General features: G+C 50.9%; 16 protein-coding genes. 7 read left to right on the top strand and 9 right to left on the bottom strand.

The features are described from left to right. Positions 1-145 precede the first annotated feature (145 nt). Genes NEV57_RS09725 through NEV57_RS09735 form a run of 3 tightly spaced genes read left to right on the top strand, consistent with a single transcriptional unit; the run spans position 146 to position 2,526 of the window. Positions 146-682, top strand: a complete 537-nt coding sequence (locus NEV57_RS09725; RefSeq protein WP_257658130.1) for an RNA polymerase sigma factor — start codon at positions 146-148, stop codon at positions 680-682. Between the two features lie 40 nt (positions 683-722). Next, positions 723-1,277 (top strand): hypothetical protein, encoded by a 555-nt coding sequence (locus tag NEV57_RS09730; protein WP_257658131.1) that lies wholly within the window; start codon positions 723-725, stop codon positions 1,275-1,277. Continuing rightward, complete coding sequence (locus NEV57_RS09735; RefSeq protein ID WP_257658132.1) at positions 1,264-2,526, top strand: hypothetical protein; 1,263 nt, start codon at positions 1,264-1,266, stop codon at positions 2,524-2,526. The genes NEV57_RS09730 and NEV57_RS09735 overlap by 14 nt, the downstream gene beginning before the upstream one ends. Here NEV57_RS09735 and NEV57_RS09740 read toward each other — a convergent pair. After that, positions 2,523-3,647 carry a DUF8457 domain-containing protein gene (locus NEV57_RS09740; RefSeq protein ID WP_257658133.1) on the bottom strand — a complete coding sequence of 375 codons (1,125 nt, stop codon included), beginning with the start codon at positions 3,645-3,647 and terminating at the stop codon, positions 2,523-2,525. The genes NEV57_RS09735 and NEV57_RS09740 overlap by 4 nt on opposite strands. A 177-nt stretch (positions 3,648-3,824) precedes the next feature. Here NEV57_RS09740 and NEV57_RS09745 point away from each other — a divergent pair, with 177 nt between their 5' ends. Continuing rightward, entirely contained in the window at positions 3,825-4,403 is a 579-nt protein-coding gene (locus NEV57_RS09745; RefSeq protein WP_257658134.1) for a thymidine kinase, read from the top strand. Positions 4,404-4,584: 181 nt separating this feature from the next. Here the strand turns inward: NEV57_RS09745 and NEV57_RS09750 are convergent, their stop codons facing one another. From NEV57_RS09750 to NEV57_RS09770, 5 genes are all read right to left on the bottom strand, one after another. Further along, a complete protein-coding gene (locus NEV57_RS09750) occupies positions 4,585-5,097 on the bottom strand; it encodes a glutathione peroxidase (RefSeq protein WP_257658135.1) in 513 nt (170 codons plus the stop codon). Between the two features lie 43 nt (positions 5,098-5,140). Beyond that, complete coding sequence (locus NEV57_RS09755; RefSeq protein ID WP_257658136.1) at positions 5,141-6,013, bottom strand: N-acetylglucosamine kinase; 873 nt, start codon at positions 6,011-6,013, stop codon at positions 5,141-5,143. A 170-nt stretch (positions 6,014-6,183) separates the two neighbouring features. Continuing rightward, positions 6,184-7,485, bottom strand: coding sequence for a TolC family protein (locus tag NEV57_RS09760; RefSeq protein WP_257658137.1), 1,302 nt, complete (start codon positions 7,483-7,485; stop codon positions 6,184-6,186). A gap of 39 nt (positions 7,486-7,524) precedes the next feature. Next, complete coding sequence (locus tag NEV57_RS09765; RefSeq protein ID WP_257658138.1) at positions 7,525-10,638, bottom strand: efflux RND transporter permease subunit; 3,114 nt, start codon at positions 10,636-10,638, stop codon at positions 7,525-7,527. Between the two features lie 6 nt (positions 10,639-10,644). Then, positions 10,645-11,712 carry an efflux RND transporter periplasmic adaptor subunit gene (locus tag NEV57_RS09770; protein ID WP_257658139.1) on the bottom strand — a complete coding sequence of 356 codons (1,068 nt, stop codon included), beginning with the start codon at positions 11,710-11,712 and terminating at the stop codon, positions 10,645-10,647. A gap of 195 nt (positions 11,713-11,907) precedes the next feature. Here NEV57_RS09770 and NEV57_RS09775 point away from each other — a divergent pair, with 195 nt between their 5' ends. Further along, a complete protein-coding gene (locus tag NEV57_RS09775; RefSeq protein ID WP_257658140.1) occupies positions 11,908-13,713 on the top strand; it encodes a M61 family metallopeptidase in 1,806 nt (601 codons plus the stop codon). Positions 13,714-13,763: 50 nt separating this feature from the next. Here the strand turns inward: NEV57_RS09775 and NEV57_RS09780 are convergent, their stop codons facing one another. Then, positions 13,764-14,258: a hypothetical protein gene (locus NEV57_RS09780; protein WP_257658141.1), complete on the bottom strand. Its 495-nt coding sequence runs from the start codon at positions 14,256-14,258 to the stop codon at positions 13,764-13,766. Positions 14,259-14,440: 182 nt separating this feature from the next. Between NEV57_RS09780 and NEV57_RS09785 the strand changes: the two genes are divergently transcribed. Both NEV57_RS09785 and NEV57_RS09790 read left to right on the top strand, forming a co-directional pair. Next, on the top strand, positions 14,441-16,204 hold the full coding sequence (locus tag NEV57_RS09785; protein WP_257658142.1) for an AMP-dependent synthetase/ligase: 1,764 nt from the start codon (positions 14,441-14,443) through the stop codon (positions 16,202-16,204). 47 nt (positions 16,205-16,251) lie between these two features. Further along, a complete protein-coding gene (locus NEV57_RS09790) occupies positions 16,252-17,211 on the top strand; it encodes a YihY/virulence factor BrkB family protein (protein WP_257658143.1) in 960 nt (319 codons plus the stop codon). Positions 17,212-17,224: 13 nt separating this feature from the next. Here NEV57_RS09790 and NEV57_RS09795 read toward each other — a convergent pair whose 3' ends face one another. Further along, entirely contained in the window at positions 17,225-19,948 is a 2,724-nt protein-coding gene (locus tag NEV57_RS09795; protein WP_257658144.1) for a carboxypeptidase-like regulatory domain-containing protein, read from the bottom strand. Between the two features lie 86 nt (positions 19,949-20,034). Continuing rightward, positions 20,035-21,045: an ATP-grasp domain-containing protein gene (locus NEV57_RS09800; RefSeq protein WP_257658145.1), complete on the bottom strand. Its 1,011-nt coding sequence runs from the start codon at positions 21,043-21,045 to the stop codon at positions 20,035-20,037. Position 21,046: the final 1 nt, after the last annotated feature.

Genomic DNA, 21,046 nt, shown 5'->3' on the forward strand with positions numbered 1-21,046 from the left:
TTTTTTGGAAAACGTGATAATCAATTTTTTTTCAAAAAGGTGCAACGCCCCATTGATTTCAACGTCTATTGATCAAGTGAATCAGAAGCAGGGGAACCATCAGTGAAATCATGTATTTTTGAATAGTATAGCAAAACACAATTAATTGAAAGCCTCATTCAATGATGAACACTATGAATTGGTATTGGCCTGTAAACGGGGTGATCGCCAATCACAATTCAGGTTGTACCATTTATATGCAAAAGCGATGTACAATACGGCGCTTCGCATTGTACAGGACGAAGCGGAAGCAGCAGATGTATTGCAAGAGGCATTCATCGATGCGTTTTCCCGGCTGGATAATTTTCGGCAGGAAAGCACCTTTGGCCTCTGGATGAAGCAGATCGTGGTCAACAAATCGATCTCCGCATTGCGCAAACGCAAAGTCACCTGGTGTCCGATTGAAGACGGGGAGCATGTAGCTGAAGAAGATACCGAAGAACAGGATATTACCTTCCGGGTCGAAGCGGTCAAACAAGCCATCGACAGACTACCCGAAGGTTACCGACTGGTACTGACACTGTATTTACTCGAAGGTTACGATCACGAGGAGATTGCACATATTTTGCATATCAACGAGGCGACCTCCCGGAGTCAGTTTTTACGGGGTAGGCGAAAATTGCTGGATTATCTGGCTAATTAAGATCGAAAGCGAGTTTAGGAAAAAGAATAAAGATAAGGAGATGAAACAGCAGCTAAAAAAATTCATACAGCATAACCGGGCAGACTTCGACCATGCCAATCCACCGGACGGGCTTTGGTTATCCATTGCAACGGCACTTGATGCACAGCAAAAAAATCAACCCCCGGTCCGTAAATTCTGGAAAGGGCGATTGATACGGATAGCCGCCACAATCGTACTGGCAGGGATTGCAGGTCTAACGATCTATCACTACGGAAGACAACAGGCATATGACGATTACAGCCGCATCAACCCCACGCTTGCAGCAGAGCAGCAGGCTTATGTACGGCTGGTAACACAAAAGCGGGATTCCATTGCCGATTTTGCAGCCTCGAACCCTGCGCTTTATGGCGAGTTTTCCGAGGTGCTCCGTCAGATGGAGACCAATTATAATACGTTGAAACAGGAACTTTCGCAGAGCCCCAACAAGGAATTAACCCTGGAGGCAATGATCCGCAATCTGCAGGTACAAATTGAAGTACTTGGCCAGCAGATGGAAATTATGAACTATGTAAAAAAAGAAAAACATAATACCACCAAAAATGAACAGATTTAACCCATACCTGTTATTCACACTGCTCCTGTTACCCGCAGTCCCCGTGTTGGCCCAATCCCACAGCAGTAATAAGGACCGCGATGATGCAATCCGGGATATCAGCGAAAACGCACGCAGGATCGGTATGGAAGCATCAGATGCCATCAGGCAGATTGATATTCCGGCATTAGTGAAAGATGCGCAGCAACTGGCCCGGGTATCCGAAGTACAGCGGCAGGAAATCACGGCCCAAATAGAAAAAATAGATGTTCCGGCACTTGCGGAACAGGCCCGGTCACTGGCCGTTGCGGCAACGGATATGGATTGGCAGCACCTTTGGGAACAGTCCCACGTCACCGCTGCTTTTGCATTCCAAAAGGAAAAACGCATTGAAAAGAGCTATCCGGTTACCAGCAGCCATTCGCTCCATATCGACAATCGGTACGGCAAGGTGGCCGTACACAACTGGGATCGAAACGAGATCAAAGTAACCGTCAGGGTACGTACCGCTGAAAGTTCGGAAAACCGGGCTCAGGAAGCATTGGACCGGGTATCCATTGACGAATCCAAAACAGGCAACCGCATTGCTTTAAAAACAGTTATTGAGTCGGCTGAATCCGGTAATTGGTGGTCGATGCTGACGTCAGGAGGTAATAGCCGGGCGTTGAATATTGACTATGAAATTTACATGCCCCGGAAGAATGAGCTTGCCGTTTCCAACAGCTACGGTGCTGTTGAACTGGATGACCGCGATGGCCAGGCACATATCTCCGTAAGCTACGGCAGCCTGGCAGCTGGCCGGCTGAATGCGCGCGGAAATTCCCTTTCCATTGCCTATTCCCGGGGCGACGTTGCTTATGTCAATGAAGGTGAAGTATCGGTGCGGTACGGCGGTTTCACCCTGGGCGAAGCCGAACGGTTGACCTTAGCCCTGAGTTACACCAGCGGGAGTGAAATCGGTCTGGTTAACCGGGAGGCCGATATTAGCTTAAAATATAGCGGAGGCTTTGAAATGGGATTAGGGAAAAGCATCCAAAAGGCCAATGTCGCTGCCGCTTATTCCAGTGTTGACATCAACCCCTCTCCCGACGCAACATTTAATTTCAACGTAGCGGTAAGCTACGGTGGATTCGATTACAACGACCAGCATGCTTATATCAATAGCCAGTCGGGTGGGAACACCTCAAAGAGCTATACCGGCTACTGGAATAAATCAGGCAGCAATTCGGTCAGCATCAGTTCCCGGTATGGCGGCGTACGGCTCGATTAATTGCCAAATCGTTTCCGCATAACGGCGTATAGCTTATCGACGGTCGCCGGTTTTTCGGCCCAGTTATTCTTCTGCGCATAGTTGGTCTGCAGAAAAGCCTCTGCCGAAGCAAAATCATCGTAGCGATTGAGCAGTTCAATCGCTTCACTGTAAGCCAGGCTATACCCATTGAACAGATCTTTGATAAACAGCAGCTTATCATTCAGGCTAATGGCTGATTTCAGATCGGTTATCTTAGCCCCGTCGCCCCGCTGCATACCCAAAACCGGATTGCTTCCGGCCTTGCGCTGGGCCGACATGATTTCGTTAATGGACAAGGGTCGTTGCGGCTTTTCTTCTACCGGGGCGGGCAGATCCGCTTCCGTCGCGGCAAATGTTTTCTCCTCGATAGTCACCTCCTGGGTAGCCTCATTGGCATCCCGTTGATCGTCGGCGATGGGCTGACCGGCTTCCGGCTGAACGGGTTCATCCTCCGCATCATCGGCCACTGGTACCGATGCCGCAGGGGCAGATTCCTGTTCATCACTATACCCCTGAGTCGCCGCCGACTCCGCGTCGTCCGGTTGGTCCTCCTCCTGTTCAGCAGACACTGTTTCCTCCGGACTGTCTTCTTTCGTCTCCGCTGTATCCTCCACAGGCTCGTCTGCCGGATCCTGATCCACTATTTCTTCCACAGGCTCCGCTGCTTCCAATGGCTCGTCGGGCTCATCTTCTACTTCATTTGACTGCGATTCCGGTGTAAAGATGATTTCATTTTCCTCATCTGCCGGTTCCTCCGTTGCTTCATCCGATTCCCTGATCCCGTCATCCGCCCCCGGATCAACCTGTTCCTCCGTAGTCGCTTCTTTGCCGTCTCCGGATACCGTTTCATCGTCCGCCGGAAAGACAGCGGCATCCGCAATATCCCGCTCAGCGGTTTCCGTTTCAGGCGATTGCTTTAATTCTTCTTTCAGCAGCTTATTATAAACACCAACATGTGCTGCAAAATAGTTTACCGTTGCTTCAAACAAATCCGTTTTCAGCGTATCGCCTTCCGTGCCCGTTCCAAGCGCCTGCATCTGGTCGTTAATATCTTCCAGCAATACACCTATCTTCTCAAAAATCTGCTGTTTCGTAGCCATATCATTGATTATGTACACATTTGAATATCCATCAAACTTAGCTAAACTTGCGTTGATATACAAGTCAAAAGCGGCACCTAAATTGATGAAATTTAATATTAATTTGGATATTAGCGGTTCCGTTTATGCTCCTGCTTCACAGCAAAGGGCTAAGCGGGTTGATAAAACCCACACGCCATGTTATTTTCAGAACATCGTTTTATGCATAATGATGCACGCTACGGCAGCATAGAAGTCATCTGTGGATCTATGTTCTCGGGAAAGACCGAAGAACTTATCCGCCGGATGCGCCGGGCACAACTCGCCCGCCTCGATGTCGCGGTTTTCAAACCCAGGACCGATACGCGGTACCATGCAGCCGATGTCATTTCCCACGACAGCAACAGTCTCAGGTCAAAACCGATAAACCATGCATCGGATATTTTATCGCTCGACAGCTCAATCAGGGTTGTTGGCATTGATGAAGCCCAGTTTTTTGATGATGGGCTACCTGGTGTGTGCAACACCTTGGCTAATCAGGGTATACGCGTGATCGTGGCAGGGTTGGACATGGATTTTAAAGGTCGGCCCTTTGGCCCGATCCCGGCACTGATGGCAATTGCCGAGCACGTCACCAAAGTGCACGCGGTGTGTATGCAGTGCGGCGCCCCGGCAAATTATTCGTTCCGGATTGCCGATAATGACGAAAAGTTACTGTTGGGCGAAAGGGAGAGTTATGAACCACGCTGCAGGGTCTGTTTTTATCAACTTGTTTAACAAAAATTAACATAAAAAATCAGGCTACCCAAAATATTGCGTGTATCTTTGTACCAAAGGATATCCGGTAACAGACCGACTATCCCCAATAAGAAGACTTTTCATAATTTTAGGTTTATAATTGGTTAGTTTGAAGCCTCCTGCCCATCAGGAGGCTTCATCATTTTGTATGGTGCCTGAACTAAAGTTTGCTGGTCAGCTCCAAGCTCAGAGGCTCCACGTCGGACCGGAACCGGTGAACCAGATTCCCCTGTTCGTCAATCAGGAATTTCTCAAAATTCCATTTGATTTCACCAGTAAAATCCGGGTTGTTTGCCGTAGTGAGATACTGGAACAATGGTGAGATATCCGAGCCTTTCACGCTACTCTTTTCCGCCAGCGGAAAAGTTACGCCGAAATTCTTCTGGCAAAACCCCAGGATTTCCGCATTACTCCCCGGCTCCTGTCCCCCGAAATTATTTGCCGGGAAGCCAATCACTACCACCTTATCCGCATACTGCTCGGCCAGTTCCTGTAGTCCCGCATACTGTTTGGTGAAACCACATTCCGAAGCCGTATTAACGATCAAGATTTTCTTGCCCTTATATTGGGACAGTTGAATCGGCTGGCCTTCTACGGATGTAACCGTAAACTGATGCACATTATCGGCAGATGCCATCACCGACATGCTTAATAATAATGATAACCATTTCATTGCTTTACGTATTTAATTAATCATGTGTTATTGTTGCTAATCCCTATGGATTAGGCTGTGTTTCGTAGTAGTGTTCACGTTCGACGATAAACTTGAACAATTCCTCGATGGGACTCTTGAGTATTTTCCCGGCCTTAACCCCGTATTGTTCACAGACCTGGCGTAACTGGTCACGGAAATAAAAGGCAATAGCGCCCACAAAATGACATACATAATCGCGGTAATCCGGAAAAGGTTTGATATCGGTCATCACAAATTCCCGGAACCCGTCCCGTAATATCCCATCGATATAAGGGTGGTCGGCGTGGTCACTCATAAATGGAGCGAATGAAGCCAGGTATGCATTAGGAGAGGCCCGTTGGTATACATTTTTTATAACGGCCTCCTTATTCAGGCGGAATCGTGCGTCAAAGCTATCCCGCAGATCAGCGGGCATGGTCTGATACAGGAACCCCGTAATCAGCTTTTTACCAAACCACACGCCGGAACCTTCATCGCCGAGGACATAACCCACACCCTGACGGGTAGGTAGCACTTCTTTCCCGTCGAAAAAACTGACATCGGACCCTGTCCCCAGGGTAGCAATGTAGCCTTTCCGGTCGCCACACGTCGCATATGCCGCACCGATCAGTTCCGTTTCCACAGAAATAAACGCGTTGGCAAACAGCGGTGATAGCGCATTGGACACCAGCTCACGCCGATCCGGGCTGGAGCAACCGGAGCCAAAAAAATACACCTCCTCAATATGATCCATATAAGGTTGAATATCCGGCACATGCTGGATAATCTTTGCGATTTCCTTTTCATTCACAAAAAAAGGATTAAGCCCCTTTGTCGTAAACGACAACGTGTTGCCGTCAGGCAGGGTCAGCATCCAATCCGATTGTGAAGAACCACTATCAGCAACTAATATCATCGAACCCTCAACTATTTAGCCAGTTAGCTTTACAACGAATAATTGTTAACACAAATTTACACAAAAAAAGAAGAAAACACAGCGCATGCCCGGGTCTCCGCGTCCGGAGGAACGGTGTTCCGGTATAGCGTCGGAGGAAAAAGATATTGCCGCGCACAGGTATTGGTATCCTACTCCATTTTCAGGGCACCGGCAATCTGGTGCAGGGATATTTCAGCCAGCTTTGCCTGGTACTGCGCGGTGCTGTACCGTGCACTGGCATCCACGAAATTACGCTGTGCCTCCCGGAATTCAAGTGGCGCAATACTGCCCAGTTTAAATTTCTCCAGCGTAATATCCATATTCTCCTGGGCAATGGCCCTGTTATTTCCTTCCAGCCGGACGAGATCGAGGTTCATCAGATACGTCTGGAATGCGGTAAGCAGTTGTGCTTCAATATTTTTCCTCACCTGATCAACCAGGATAGTGGCCGATTCAATACCCAGCTCGGCATTCTGTTCATTCCGTCGCTGTAAAAATCCGTTAAACAGGTTAACGGATGCCGTAATGCCGTAATTAAAATTATTGTTCTTTGACTGGGTGGAAAACCCCAGTTCTGTACGTGATCGGGACCGGGTGTATGCCGAGGAAACATTGACTACCGGATAGCGGTTGCCCTTTACCAGCTTAAGTTCCAGTTCATTGATTCGCTGGTTAATCTGTGCTGATTGTAATGTCGGGTTCTGATTATGTGCCGAAAGTAATAAGTTTTCGTAATGCACATCGCGGGAAATGATCACTGTATCCACCACACCGAAATCCGTGTCAACCGCACGGCCTAGCAGTTCATTAAGCCGGACATGGGTACTGTTGTACAGGTCGCGCTGACGCAGCAGATTCGTGGTATCGGTATTCAGATCGACCCGGGCCGCCAGCACTTCCAGCTTGGACGCGCGCCCGATCTGGTACTGGTTCTGTGCCGTCTGTAACCGGAAGGCCGACAGTTCCAATGCGGTCTGCGTGGCCGCAATCAGCTGTTTCTGCTGCACGAGGTTGAAATAATTACTGACGACCTCATACACCGTATTCAGAATGGAAGCCTGCAGGTTGGCCTCACCCAAGGTCCTGAGGGCTTTCAGTTGCTCATAACGGGTAAACATCCGCATGCCATCGAATATGGTCCAGTCCAGACTCACCCCATAAGCGTTGGAGTGACTCTCACCATTACGCACCGAGCGGGTCTCGCCATCCAGCAGTGTCTGCGTGGTATTCTGGATGCCCGCAGCGGCCGACACATTGGCGCTGACGGTCGGCAGCATCCCCGCGTTGCCGATATTTACATTATTTTCGGCAACAGCGACATCGGTTGATACCAATTGGATGTCATAATTGCTTTCGAGTGCCAGTGCAATGGCTTCCTTCAACGTCATGATCGACTGGCTCTTCCCCAAAAAAGGAAGTACCAGCATGACACAACACAACAATATCTTCATTATCATAAAAGAATCAGGCCGTCTATCCATCTCGTTCAACTAGGCGTGAGTCATACTTACCACCTCCTGCTCCACCTTCTCCGCCTCCTGCAGTTCACGGTTTGCTTTGTATTCCCTCGACCACATGGCATACACGGCCGGAATAACATACAAGGTAAGGATCAGTGAAAACAGGGTTCCTCCCACAATAACCACCCCCATACCGATGCGGCTTGTGGCCGCGGCACCCAACGCCAGTGCAATCGGAAGTGCACCCAGTGCAATGGCCAGACTTGTCATCAAAATGGGTCGTAGCCGTGCCTCAGCGGCTTCCACAATGGCCTGTTTCAACGGTACTCCTTTCTCTTTCAGCTGGTTGGCAAACTCCACAATCAATATCCCGTTTTTCGTGACCAGCCCGATTAGCATGATCGTACCGATCTGACTGAACACGTTCCATGACTCTCCGGTAAGCCACAACGAGAGCATGGCGCCGGCAACCGCCATGGGAACGGTCAGGATGATAATGAATGGGTCCAAAAAGCTTTCAAACTGCGCTGCCAGGATCAGGTATACCAGCAATAATGCCAGTCCGAACGCAAACGCCGTGTTGGAGCTGCTTTCCGTAAAATCGCGTGATTCACCGCCCAGATCCGTTGAAAAGCTATCATCAAGCACTTTGCTGGCGATACTGTCCATGGCGCTTATCCCATCTTCAATCGTATGCCCCCGGGCGAGGGATGCAGAAACGGTGGCCGACATAAACCGGTTGTTATGATACAGCTGCGGCGGACTACTGTGTTCAGCCAGGCTCACCAGGTTATCCAGCTGCACCAGCTCGCCCGCTGTATTACGCACCGATATCGTGGCCAGGTCAAACGGCGAACTCCGGTCCTGGTCCATAAACTGGCCGATGACCTCATACTGTTTGCCATTCATAATAAAATAGGCAAAACGCTGGCCGCTGAGCGATAGCTGCAACGTTTGTGCGACATCCAGTACGGAAACCCCGAGGCTCTGCGCCTTTTCCCGGTTGATGCTGACATTCAGTTCCGGCCGGTTGAACTTCAGGTTAACATCCACATTTTCAAATGCCGGATCAACCGTCGCCAATCGCATAAATTCTGGAATTTTTTCTTCCAGTTTTTCAAAATTGGGCGCCTGGATAATGTATTGGATGGGCATGCCCGCGCGGCGGCTCACCGAAATGGTGGGTTGCTGTGAGATAAATGTACGGGCCTCGGTGAAACGGTGGGTTTGCCGGCTTAATGCTTCGGCAATTTCATCCTGCGAGCGCACCCGTTCATCCGGTGGCACCAGTACAATGCGCATCCGTCCCGTATTGGGCGATCCCGTACCGGAGAAACCGGGCGAGGTATTGACCATATTGACCACTTTTTCCGGCACGGAATCATTCACCAGTGTCATGAGTTTCAGCATGAAACGGTCCATATACTCAAACGTACTCCCTTCCGGGGCCGTAATACTGGCATTGATTGCCCCCCGGTCCTCATAAGGTGCCGTTTCCTTCCGCAGGTGTACCCAAAACCAGGCAATCAGTCCAAAACAGATCGCCAGGATGGGAAAGCTCAGCCATTTGACATGCATGAACCGGCGCAGGGAAGCGGCATATCCCGACGTCATTTTTTCAAAGTACGGTTCCGTAAAATGATAGAACCTGGAATGTTTCGGCCCTTCGCTCCGAATCAGGTAAGCATTGAGCATGGGTGTAAGGGTCAGCGATACAAATGCCGATATGAGTACGGCCGAGGCGATGACTACGCCAAACTCCCGGAACAGCCGCCCCACAAAGCCCTCCATAAACATAACCGGCAAAAAGACAGCCGCCAGCGTAACAGAGATCGAGATGACCGCGAAAAAAATCTCATTGGCCCCTTTGATGGCCGCTTGTATGGGCGACATCCCCTCTTCCACTTTCTTATAAATATTCTCGGTGACTACGATACCATCATCCACTACCAATCCCGTGGCCAGCACAATGGCCAGCAAAGTCAGCACGTTGATGGAGAAACCACATAAATACATGACAAAAAATGTGGCAATCAGCGAAACCGGGATATCGATCAGCGGCCGGATCGCAATTCCCCAGTTCCGGAAGAACAGGAAGATAATCAGAATCACCAGCACCAGGGCAATCAATATCGTTTCGGCGACTTCCAGCACAGATTTTTTGATAAACAGCGTGTTATCCATTGCGATATCCAGCTGCACATCGGCGGGCACCTCGTTTTTGAGCTGCTCCATGCGTTCATAAAAGGCATCCGCAATATCAATGTAATTCGTACCGGGCTGGGGGATGATTGCCAATGCCACCATCGGGGTGCCCGACTCCCGGAATTCGCTCTCCAGGTTCTGCGGACCGAGAACGGCACTGCCGACGTCGCTGAACCGGATAATGCGGTCGCCGTCGGATTTGATGATCAGGTCATTGAATTCCGTTTCCGTGGTAAGGTTACCGATCGTTTTGATGGTCAGCTCCGTATTATCCCCAATGATTTTCCCCGATGGCAGTTCCACATTCTGCCGGTTCAATGCGTTCCGTACATCCAGTGGCGTCAGGCCATATGCAGCTAACCGCATTGGATCGATCCATAGCCGCATGGAATAACGCTTTTCTCCCCAGATCTGCACCGAACTGATTCCCGGCAGGGTCTGTAACCGCTGAGCCAGTACATTGTCGGCAATATCCCCAAGGTCGAGCGGCGAGCGTGATTCGCTCCGGGCCGTCATGACAATGATCGGTTCGGAGTCCGCATCCTCCTTGGAAACCACCGGAGGCGCGTCAATGTCCTGCGGCAGGCTCCGCATCGCCTGTGATACCTTATCCCGTACGTCATTGGCCGCCTCCTCAAGGTCTTTGCTCAGCAGAAATTCGATATTGATACGGCTTGACCCCTGGCTGCTGGTCGAGGAAATATTACGGATGCCGTCAATCTGGTTGATGGACCGTTCCAGCGGTTCCGTAATCTGCGATTCGATGATATCGGGGTTCGCCCCTGAATAACTGGTCCGCACGGACACAATCGGGGGGTCTATCGACGGGAATTCCCGGACACCCAGAAATGTATAGCCGATAATGCCAAAAAGGATGAGCATCAGACTCATCACAATGGTCAGCACGGGTCTTTTAATACTGGTGGAGGATAAACTCATCGTCGGTTAATTATTTGATTCAATTAGATCAACCTGTACCGGTGTACCGTCGGCCAATGACATCAGGCCGGAAACCAGCACCGTATCGCCAATGGCTATCCCCTCATTAACCAGCACTTCACTGGCCGTGCGGTTCTCCGCTTCCACCGGGGTGGCCTTTGCCTGGCCGTCTTTAAACAGGTAAACCTGTTTTCCATTCTGTACGGGGATCACTGCCTGTGTGGGAATCAGCACCGCCGTGTCGATGCGCTCCAGTGGCAATTCAATACGGGCAAACGAACCGGGAAATAGCCGTCCCCCCGGATTATTGGCCAGCGCACGGATGCTGATCGTACGCGTTGCCGGATCGACCCCGGGTTCAATTGCGTAAATCTTAGCATCGTATTTGGTGTCTGAGCCACTGACCGAAAATTTAAGGTCCTGCCCGTCGAGGATCTGCGTACTGTATTTCTCCGGCACGGAGAACAGGATTTTCACAGGGTTGATGCTCAAGAGATTGGCCACCACAGTCGTGGGCGTGAGGTATTCTCCCTCAGAGACCGACCGAAGTCCTACCTTGCCGCTGAACGGCGCACGGACGGTTGTTTTGGCAATCTGTGCACGGATCAATGCCGTTTGCGCCTTGGCCGATTCAAAATCAGCATGGGCCACATCATATTCCTGCTGGCTGATGGCTTCCTTTTCCAGCAGCAACCGCGCCCGGTTTTCGTTATCTTCTGCCAGTTTTTCACGGCTTTGGGCCTGAATCAGCTGGGCCTGCAACTCGGAATCATCGATGTGCAGCAACAGCTGGCCTTTCTGTACCATGGACCCTTCCTGGAAGCCAAGACTCCGTACAATGCCCGACACTTCACTCCGGATCTGTACTTGTTCATTGGGCTCAATGGAGCCCGATAGGGTAATGATGTTGGCAAAGGCACGAGGTTCGACAACAAGGGCGTTCACGGTCATGGGACCACCCCGTTGCCCCGCTTCGGGAGCGGCTACTTTTGCCTTGCCGTTACGCGTCAGAAAGTAACTGACAAACGCCACGGCGACCACCGCTATCGCAATATAAAGGTAATTTCGTTTCATTTTTAGTATCTGGCATGCTAAACTGTGTTTTATTCGCTTTAAGGAATAATAAATATACACACTTAACATGTCAAAACTACTGTTCTCGACCGGGTAATTAATACCTGTATCACATTTTTTACAGCAAAACCGTTAATTCCTTTGGCACATCGTCCTATACTTATACTTTTGCATTACGCCTAGTCTGACATGAGCATGAAAAAATTTTTTACCAATCTGTTTATCTTTATGGTCACCCTCACCGCCCCCGCCTTTGGCAACACCTACATCCGTTTCGAAATTTCTTTCAAAGAACCCCAGGCACATTATGCCGAAATAAAAATGGAAGTCTCCGGCCTGAAGAAGGATTTCATCGATGTAAAAATGCCTGTATGGACACCCGGGTCGTATCTGGTGCGTGAGTACGCCAAACATGTGGAAGGTGTAGCAGCACACGATGCTTCGGGCAATTCCCTTGAAGTAGGTAAAATCAATAAAAATACCTGGCGTGTTGCTTCGGGTAAAAGTGACAGGGTGGTCATCAACTACCGGATTTATGGCTTTGAGGTGTCGGTACGCACCAACTTTATTGACGACAGCCATGCATTCCTATCGCCTGCGGCGACTTTCCTGTATGTGGACGGAATGCTGGATCATCCCGCGGAAATTTCAGTGGTCCCCCACCCTGCATGGTCTTCGGTTTCGACCGGACTTGAGCCCGTGGCCGGAAAACCCAACACATTCGAAGCTGCGGATTTCGATCTGCTGTTTGACTCACCCATTGAAGTCGGCAACCAGGATATCATCACGTTCGAGGCCGCCGGTGTCCATCACGAAATTGCCATGGTGGGCGGCGGCAACTACAACAAAGAACGGCTTATCCGCGACTGCTCGACCATCGTTGAGGAATGTACACGGGTCTTTGGCGTAAATCCCAACAAACGTTATGTATTTATCGTGCACAACTACCAATCGGGCGGCGGCGGACTGGAGCACCTCAATTCAACCGTGCTGGGTGCCAGCCGCAACGGCTACCAGAACGAACGTTCCTATGTGGGATTCCTCGGTTTGGTGGCCCACGAATACTTTCACCTATGGCATGTCAAGCGGCTTCGCCCCATCGAGCTCGGGCCTTTCAATTACGATACGGAAAATTACACCCGGTCACTGTGGATCATGGAAGGCTTTACCGCTTACTTTGACAACCTGATTCTCCGGCGGAGCGGCTTCCTGACCGAATCTGCGTACCTGCAGGCGCTGGTCAACGATGTCAATGCCGTTGAAAACCGTGCGGGCAACCGGATACAGTCTGCCGCACAGGCCAGTTTCGACGCCTGGATCAAGTATTACCGCCCGGATGAAAATTCGGCCAACACATCGGTATCCTATTATAACAAAGGGGCGTTACTGGCCCTGATACTCGACCTGCGGATACTCGAGGCGACCAACGGGACAAAACGGCTTGATGATGTGCTGAAAGCCGCTTACCAAACTTTTTATGTCGAAAAAAAGCGAGGCTTCAGGGAACCGGAACTTCAGCAGTTGATGGAGGAGGTGGCGGGCACATCGCTGGCCGATATTTTTCAGGCCGCCCACACGACGGAACCGATCGACTATAACCGCTACCTGAATGCAGTGGGTTACGAACTGGTGGATTATCATGAAGACCGGAATATCCCCGAGCTCGGATTCGCTACCTCGGTAAACGACGGGCGCATTATGGTATCCGCCGTCAGCCGCGGTACCGGAGCCTGGGACGGTGGTATCAACGTACGCGACGAGGTGATTGCCATCAACGGCGAACGGCTCGACGCGGGCGGCAAAGAACTGAACCGGGTGATGCAGACGGCAGCGGTAGGTGATGTGTTGCAGGTGCTGGTATCGCGTGATGGCCGCTTGCGGGAACTGACAATCACGTTAAGGCAGGAAACAAAGGGTGCATTCAACATTATGCCGCTATCCGGTGCAACCGAAGAACAGGAACGGCTGGGCAACATCTGGCTTTCGCAACCCCAGCAGTAGCCGATAGGCTGCCGGCATTCCGCAGGGGGACGCCGGCATCATCCGTATCCTTAAAAGACAAACCGGATAGACAGGCCGATCCCGTCGAACCGTACGCCCGATTCAGGTGTCAGTTCCATCGTGGGCTTCCAGTCAAGTGAAAGGTTGATCGGCGCCGTGGGGATTTTATAATCGGCACCGACTACGCCATCGAAGCTCCAGGCCATGCCATTTTCGTCCGTGTCTTTATAACGGTATACACCGAGTCCGCCACCGAAGCCGTAATACCATTGCAGGCCTTCCACATCGATAAACGTGATGGGACGGTGAATTTCGTATAATCCCAGCAACTTAAAGATGGTGAAGTTCCGGTTGCCCTGAAAATTCACAATCCCGTCTATCGCATTACTCTCCGTAAGAAAATGCTTATAGGTAATCCCGTTTGCCACACCAAAGCGACCACCCACAGCCCGTGAATAGGTTGGACCTTCCTGGGCCAGCGCCGTTTGCTGTGCAACCCCGATGACCATCAAAACCACTAACCAAACAAATCCTTTTCTTTTCATGCGATAACGAGCTAATATGTAATGTAAACGATAAACGAAAGTAGGCTATCATAGCCTTTTTGTCAAAACAAATGCCAAATGTAGGCTAATTCTTCGATTTCAGAACGACAATTTCAGCGAATAATTGTTATCTTTAGTGTATTATATCTCAAACACGATAAACCGGGATAAAATAACCTGATATGGCAGCTCCAATGCGCATTTTTGACATTCTCCCCCATTATAAGGCCAACCACGCCAAATCCGTAATGGTCGCCGGAAAGGCGAATGGACAGTGGACAACCTACTCCACGGACGACTTCCTGACCCTTGTCGACCAGCTCAGCAGGGGACTGGCAGCCCGGGGGATCGGCAAGGGAGATAAAATTGCGTTAATGTCCGCAAACCGGCCGGAATGGAATTTCTGCGACTTTGCGGTCAGCCAGTTGGGTGCGGCGATTGTTCCGCTCTATCCCACATTGTCCAGCCAGGACCTCTCGTTTATTATCCACGATGCAGATGTAAAAATCATCCTGTTAAGCGACACCGAATTACATGAAAAGGTACAGGAAGCGCTTAAGCAGCACGAGCTGGCTGTTCCCATTTATACGTTCGATCCGGTAAAGGGCCAACCCTCATGGCAGCAGCTGATTGATGAAGGCAAGCAGAGCAACATTGACCTTACCCCTTACCGGGAGGCCGTGAACGCGGATGACCTGCTGACGCTGATCTATACTTCCGGTACCACGGGTAAACCGAAGGGCGTATTCCTCTCCCATAGGAACGTGATGAGCAACGTAGACGACTGCCAGCACCTGCTGCCCGGTTTCTTTAAAAAAGCCATCAGTTTTCTGCCGCTGTGCCACATTTTTGAACGCATGGTGGTGTACCTCTACTTCCTGAAAGGTGTGGAAATCCATTATGCCGAAAGCATGGACACCATTGTGGCCGACATCAATGAAGTAAAGCCGGACGGGTTTACCACGGTTCCCCGGGTGCTCGAAAAGGTATATGACCGTATTGTGGCCAAAGGCAAAGAACTCTCGGGTGTGAAGCGGCACCTGTTCTTCTGGGCACTGCAACTGGGGCTCCGTTATCAGGAGCCGGGTAAAAACAGCTGGTGGTTTGCCCTGCAGCTTGGGATTGCCCGCAAACTGGTATTCAGCAAGTGGCAGGCCGCATTGGGTGGTCATATCAAACTGCTCATCTCCGGCGGTGCAGCCCTGCAGCCCCGTCTTTCGCGTGTTTTCTGGGCTGCCGGAATACCCGTTCTCGAAGGGTACGGGCTTACCGAAACATCACCGGTAATTGCCGTGAACAGCCTGGAGAAAGACGGTGTAAAATTCGGTACCGTAGGCCGGGTGCTCCGGAGTGTCGAAGTCAAGATTGCCGGTGACGGTGAAATCCTCTGCCGCGGACCGAACGTGAGCATCGGCTATTACAAAAATGACGCGGCCACCGCCGAGGCGATTGACAGCGAGGGGTATTTTCACACCGGCGACATCGGCGAACTGACTCCCGACGGATTTCTGCGCATTACAGACCGGAAGAAAGAGATGTTCAAAACCGCGGGCGGCAAGTACGTTGCCCCCCAGGCACTGGAAAATAAATTCATGGAATCCACACTGATTGCCCAGGTGATGGTGGTGGGCGAAAACCGGAAATTCCCTTCCGCACTGATTGTGCCCGCATTTGATGAACTTGAAAAATGGTGCAAAGTGAAGGGAGTTCCATTCAAATCAAGGGAAGAAGCCATTAAATCGGACGCGGTTATTGACAAATACCAGCGTGAAATTGACCGGCTCAACCAAGGGTTTGGCCAGTGGGAAAAGGTAAAGAAGTTTGTGCTATTACCAAAGGAATGGACGATTGACGCCGGCGAGCTGACGCCAAAGCTGAGCCTGAAGCGCAAAGTCATCCTGCAGCGCAACGAAGCCGTGATCGACGGCATCTATCCGGAAGAATAATGGTGCTTTGTTAACGGAGAAGGCTCCATTTTCAATGATATTGGCCCATGAAAGTTTTTAGTATTTCCTTTTATAAAGAAATAGGAGAGCTCATAATGGAGACCTACCGTTCGTTTTCAAGCGACCGGGCAATGAAGATGAGCGCTTCCCTGGCTTATTATACCCTTTTTTCCATTGCGCCGCTGCTCCTGATTGTCATCTGGACTGTCGGGTTTCTGTATGGTGAGCATATCGCCGGACAGGAGGGCGTGCGGACCGAGGTATTTGACGAGCTGACCTCCCTGTTCGGCGCTGATGTCGCTGTACAGATCCAGCAGCTTATTGAAAAGATCAGTTTCGCCGATGAATCCGGCATCGGCATTGCCATTGGCATCGGCACACTGATCGTAGGCTCGACCACGATCTTTATGGAAATACAGGACTCGCTGAATACCATCTGGGGCTTAAAGCCGAAACCTAAAAAGGGGTGGCTGAAAATGCTGGTTAACCGTGCCCTTTCCTTTTCCATGGTACTTGGTCTGGGCTTCCTGTTGATTGCTTCCCTCCTCCTGAATGGAATTATTGTTGCACTGAGCAACCAGATCGGACAATATTTCCCCGAAATCTCCCTTTGGATGGTGGAGTGGATCAATATCGGACTTACATTCCTCGTGATTACGACGCTGTTCGGCACCATTTTCGGTGTGCTGCCTGATGCACGTCTGCGTTTCCGTGATACCGTCGGCGGCGCCATTTTCACCGCGCTGCTGTTCATGCTGGGCCGGTACCTGATTTCATTGTACATGCAATACAGTGCGCCGGCATCGGCTTATGGGGCGGCAGGCGCCGTCATTGTACTGCTCCTATGGATCTATTATTCGGCGGCAATCCTATATTTTGGTGCTGAATTCACGAAAGCCTACGCACACCGGTACGGCAAGGGTATTTCACCCGCTTCCTATGCGGTAAGGATCGTCCAGCAGGAACTCGAAGTCGAGCCCGGGACTCCCCCGCGCCGCGGCACATAGTCACAGCGCCAGTTTAGTTTATCGTATACCGGTAAATCGTCCGGCCGATGTTGCCGTGTACATCAGTACCCTCTACAACGACGCGGTAGCTGCCTTTTCCATCGGCATTATAAAAACTAACCCGGGCCTTCCCGTCGTCACCGGTAGTTACATCCGGATTCCAGTATATCGTGGAGCGGATGTCGTTTACCGCGCGGCGTTCAGGTGTGTCGTATTTAGGCACATAGAATTTGCGTTCCTTGACATATCCCAACGGTGTGAGGTCAATGATGTTGCTTTTAGGCAGCATGCTTTCAATTTCGCTCAACGACATCCGGGGTGCCTTTTCTTTCTTTTTGGTGTATATGGAAACGACACCATTATTCTGGTAGCTGCGGCTTACCACGCCCAGTTCATCACGCATAAATATCTCAATACCCTCAATTTCGGCGGGCATAATGCCGTTCAGCGCATTTACATCCACGGCCATGCCATTGAGAAAAAACTGTACCGGTATCCGTCCGCCGGCATTGTAATCACGCGTAATGTAGAAATTCTGGTTGCGATCATCGTAAGTAATCCCCGTCAGCACCGTACGCAGGCACATCATCAGCACGTTGCAGCCCTTCAGGCGGTCCGGCTCAATGCGATGGTCCGCCATACTCAGTCCCGATAGGGCGGGATAGTCTTTATGCGTGAATGCCGGACCGGTCCTGCCGGTCACCTCCACTTCTTCCAGCAGAATGGAAGTCCGGTATTCGTTGCGGCTGTTGCTGAGGTAAGGGGCGAGCGATGTGTCGATGTTAAGCAGGTTATCGGCCCGGTAGCTGCTCGAATCGATCGCCGGAAACTGCGTAGGGTTTACATTAATGACCATATTCCGGTAATTATCATTACCGCGCGCATTGATCGTCACCCGCACGGAGTCCGTAAACACGAGGTCCTTAAAAACAAACTCCCCATTTTCGTTGGTATAGGTATCCGTTCGGAAACTCCGCTCGGGTATGGAGAGCAACAGTCCGCCGTTAGGCACCGGTTTCCCGTTATTCAGGCGCAGCACGCCCGAAATCTCGATCCCCTGTTCCGGCAGGAAATACACCTGCGGATACTGGCCCGCCAGCACCTCTTCATACGAAAAGCGGCGGTAACCCTGCGTCAGCAGCAGCAGATCCAGTGCCTCCCACCGGATACCGTCCGGCCCGTTAAAATAAAAATTCGGCTGCTCCACATATCCCTGAATATCCGACGTGAGCAGCAGGTTACTGAGAATCGTAACCGCCTGATTATCATCAAAGGGAACCTTAGTTTCGTCCGTCACTGAAATCGAATAACCGCCCGCGGTCGGATCGCCATTGTTATTTACTGCAATATCAAGGTTCACCGGTTCCTTTGCGTTGTAAGCCGGTTTATCCGACTTGACCTGAATATCAAGGGGTTTGATATTTTCCACAAAAGCCAGCCGCTCGCTGATGGGCTTGCCGTCCGATGTAAACAGGGTAAACTGGGCGATGCCCGTTGGAAAGCGGTCCTTCGGCAGGTTGATCAGCACGGAGGAATTCCGCAACGTAGCCTGGGCGGCATAGCACAGGATACCGTTGCTTTGGGCGATCACGTAATACACCTCATTTTCGTGGGTCTTGTGAAAAGCTTCATTGGCCACAATAGCCAATTGAATCTGGGCCGTATCAGCCTTTAGAAATGTCAGGCCGATACCTTCGGCAACCACCGGCGGCAATGGATAAGTCCGTTCCTGCCCGTTTTCAAAAGTTACGTTGGCGGTATAGGAATTTCCGGCCTGGGGAACGAACGTAAACTGTCCCATGCCCAGGTGTGTATCGGTGAAGGATACTGCGGTCTGATTACCCGGACCGACTACCTCGCCTTTCACGGGGAGCCCCAGTCCGTCATTTCCAACCGCCTTAAAGGCTATTTTCTGGGTCAGTCCCGCGATCAATTCACCACCTTCCGGAAAGAACTGCACGTCTGCATCCCAAAGGGCTGCCTGAAGCGGAAAATTTCCGACAAGCGGCGATGCCGACCCGCTCTGCGGGGATAATGATACGTGCAGGTTGCCCGCGCGCAGCAGTTCCCGGTCATTTCCATTAATATTAATAATGACGTTCCCCATGGCATCCGTTTCCCCTTTACCATTGTCAAGGGTCTCCCAGCCCGAAGTCACCTGCCAATTGATTTTTCTGTTGTTCAGAATCTTCCCTTCACGATCCCTGAATTGAATGGTAGCCTGCGAACGGGCGTTTTTGCCATTGCTGACATCCTTGAATGAGATGGTGTGGTGCAGGTTATTATTAAGCACATCGCCAATCGGGATAATCTTATTGAAGAAATAAGCCGGGTCAAAATTGACCATCCATTTGGTATAGGCGCGGAACCGGTAATTGCCCTGGGTATACCATTCCTGGTCGAGCACCAGGTGGCCGTCACCCATCCGGTCGGTAAGCGGGATACGCAGCGACTGCATCAGCGAATCGCGGCCGTTCATGACCTCCACATATACCACCTTGCTCAGGTCGTAATCGTACATATTACTGTTCAGGTAGGCCTTAAACCATATGGTATCGCCGACTGCATAATAAGGTTTATCAAAGTGAAGGTGTACCTTTTCGATCGGGTAGGCGTCCAGCAGTTTCTGGGTACGCTCAACCAGCGTATTGATACTAACCGTATCCTGCCGGGCAAACGCAGCTACGAAAAACAGGCTAAAAAATAAACAGGAAACGATTTTTTTGATCAGGCTCATTCAAGTCAATATTAGCTTTGCACACCCGGCTAATATATTCTTTTTTGCCCAATCACGCCAATGCTTGCGGCAATTTTAACATTTCATCACACCGTTTTATGCTGGCGTGCCGCTGCTTTCTCTTCTACTGCGGCAATAACTGTCGGAAAGAAATCCGTGCCGTGCAATTTCCCCGCGTGGCGCAGTCCGCCCGGACTGAACACGTTTATTTCCATTAACTTATCCCCAACCACATCGAGCCCAACCAGGAACATACCGTCCTTCCTGAGTTTCGGAGATACTACCTCCACAATTTCCCGGAGCTGTTTGTTCAGGGTCGCCTTCTTTGCTTCGCCCCCCTGGTGGATATTGCTCCGGATGTCTCCCCCCTGCTGAACCCGCCGGATAGCGGCCGGTTTGCCATCCGTCTCCAGCACCTCCCCATTCATCAAAAACAGCCGGATATCCCCTTTCCGGGCTTCCGGCAGGTATTCCTGGGCGATGGCAAAACCATCCCTGCAGATGGCTTCTACGATCTGTTTCATGTTTTTGCTGTCTTTTTTATCAACGAGAAACACATTCTTCCCGCCGGATCCTTTCAGCGGCTTAAGAATAATTTTGCGCTGGTGGTCGCGGTAAAAGGCCTCCACATCAGCTATATTCCGGGTAATGATGGTCGAAGGGCGTACCTTTTCCGGAAAATACTGCAGGTACATTTTACTGGATGCATAAACCAGCCCATGGGGGTCATTAAGTACAGTAACGCCCTGTTCGCTGGCAAGCTGGCCAAAGGAAATACCGGCATCCTGCGCCCATGGCCGGCTTTCCAGGTCCGCTGCCGGGTCATTCCGGAGGAGTAGTGCGTCCAATTGTTTCGCACTGACCGGTTCCTTCTTGCTCTCACGCAGGGCCTCCAGTAAGGTGGCGGGCGACCGGAATTCCCGATCCGGCAGGCTGCGCGCGTGGGCTCCCATCTGCCCGTTAGCCAGGTAAGCCAGGTCGCCCACACCGATATAATATACCCGATGACCCATCCGATGGGCTTCCAGCGCAAGTCCGGTAGTCGTATATTCAGCCCCTTCCTTGTGTGTTTGATTAACTAAAAATCCAATGTTCATG

The organism is Parapedobacter lycopersici, from assembly GCF_024643285.1.
Lineage (GTDB): Bacteria > Bacteroidota > Bacteroidia > Sphingobacteriales > Sphingobacteriaceae > Parapedobacter > Parapedobacter lycopersici.

Excerpts from the sequence above, each read along its gene's own strand:
- NEV57_RS09745 (WP_257658134.1), top strand. The coding sequence starts at position 3,825 with ATGTTATTTTCAGAACATCGTTTTATGCATAATGATGCACGCTACGGC.
- NEV57_RS09765 (WP_257658138.1), bottom strand. The coding sequence starts at position 10,638 with ATGAGTTTATCCTCCACCAGTATTAAAAGACCCGTGCTGACCATTGTG.
- NEV57_RS09760 (WP_257658137.1), bottom strand. The coding sequence starts at position 7,485 with ATGAAGATATTGTTGTGTTGTGTCATGCTGGTACTTCCTTTTTTGGGG.
- NEV57_RS09790 (WP_257658143.1), top strand. The coding sequence starts at position 16,252 with ATGAAAGTTTTTAGTATTTCCTTTTATAAAGAAATAGGAGAGCTCATA.
- NEV57_RS09740 (WP_257658133.1), bottom strand. The coding sequence starts at position 3,647 with ATGGCTACGAAACAGCAGATTTTTGAGAAGATAGGTGTATTGCTGGAA.
- NEV57_RS09785 (WP_257658142.1), top strand. The coding sequence starts at position 14,441 with ATGGCAGCTCCAATGCGCATTTTTGACATTCTCCCCCATTATAAGGCC.
- NEV57_RS09730 (WP_257658131.1), top strand. The coding sequence starts at position 723 with ATGAAACAGCAGCTAAAAAAATTCATACAGCATAACCGGGCAGACTTC.
- NEV57_RS09755 (WP_257658136.1), bottom strand. The coding sequence starts at position 6,013 with ATGATATTAGTTGCTGATAGTGGTTCTTCACAATCGGATTGGATGCTG.
- NEV57_RS09795 (WP_257658144.1), bottom strand. The coding sequence starts at position 19,948 with ATGAGCCTGATCAAAAAAATCGTTTCCTGTTTATTTTTTAGCCTGTTT.
- NEV57_RS09735 (WP_257658132.1), top strand. The coding sequence starts at position 1,264 with ATGAACAGATTTAACCCATACCTGTTATTCACACTGCTCCTGTTACCC.
- NEV57_RS09750 (WP_257658135.1), bottom strand. The coding sequence starts at position 5,097 with ATGAAATGGTTATCATTATTATTAAGCATGTCGGTGATGGCATCTGCC.
- NEV57_RS09775 (WP_257658140.1), top strand. The coding sequence starts at position 11,908 with ATGAAAAAATTTTTTACCAATCTGTTTATCTTTATGGTCACCCTCACC.
- NEV57_RS09780 (WP_257658141.1), bottom strand. The coding sequence starts at position 14,258 with ATGAAAAGAAAAGGATTTGTTTGGTTAGTGGTTTTGATGGTCATCGGG.
- NEV57_RS09800 (WP_257658145.1), bottom strand. The coding sequence starts at position 21,045 with ATGAACATTGGATTTTTAGTTAATCAAACACACAAGGAAGGGGCTGAA.
- NEV57_RS09770 (WP_257658139.1), bottom strand. The coding sequence starts at position 11,712 with ATGAAACGAAATTACCTTTATATTGCGATAGCGGTGGTCGCCGTGGCG.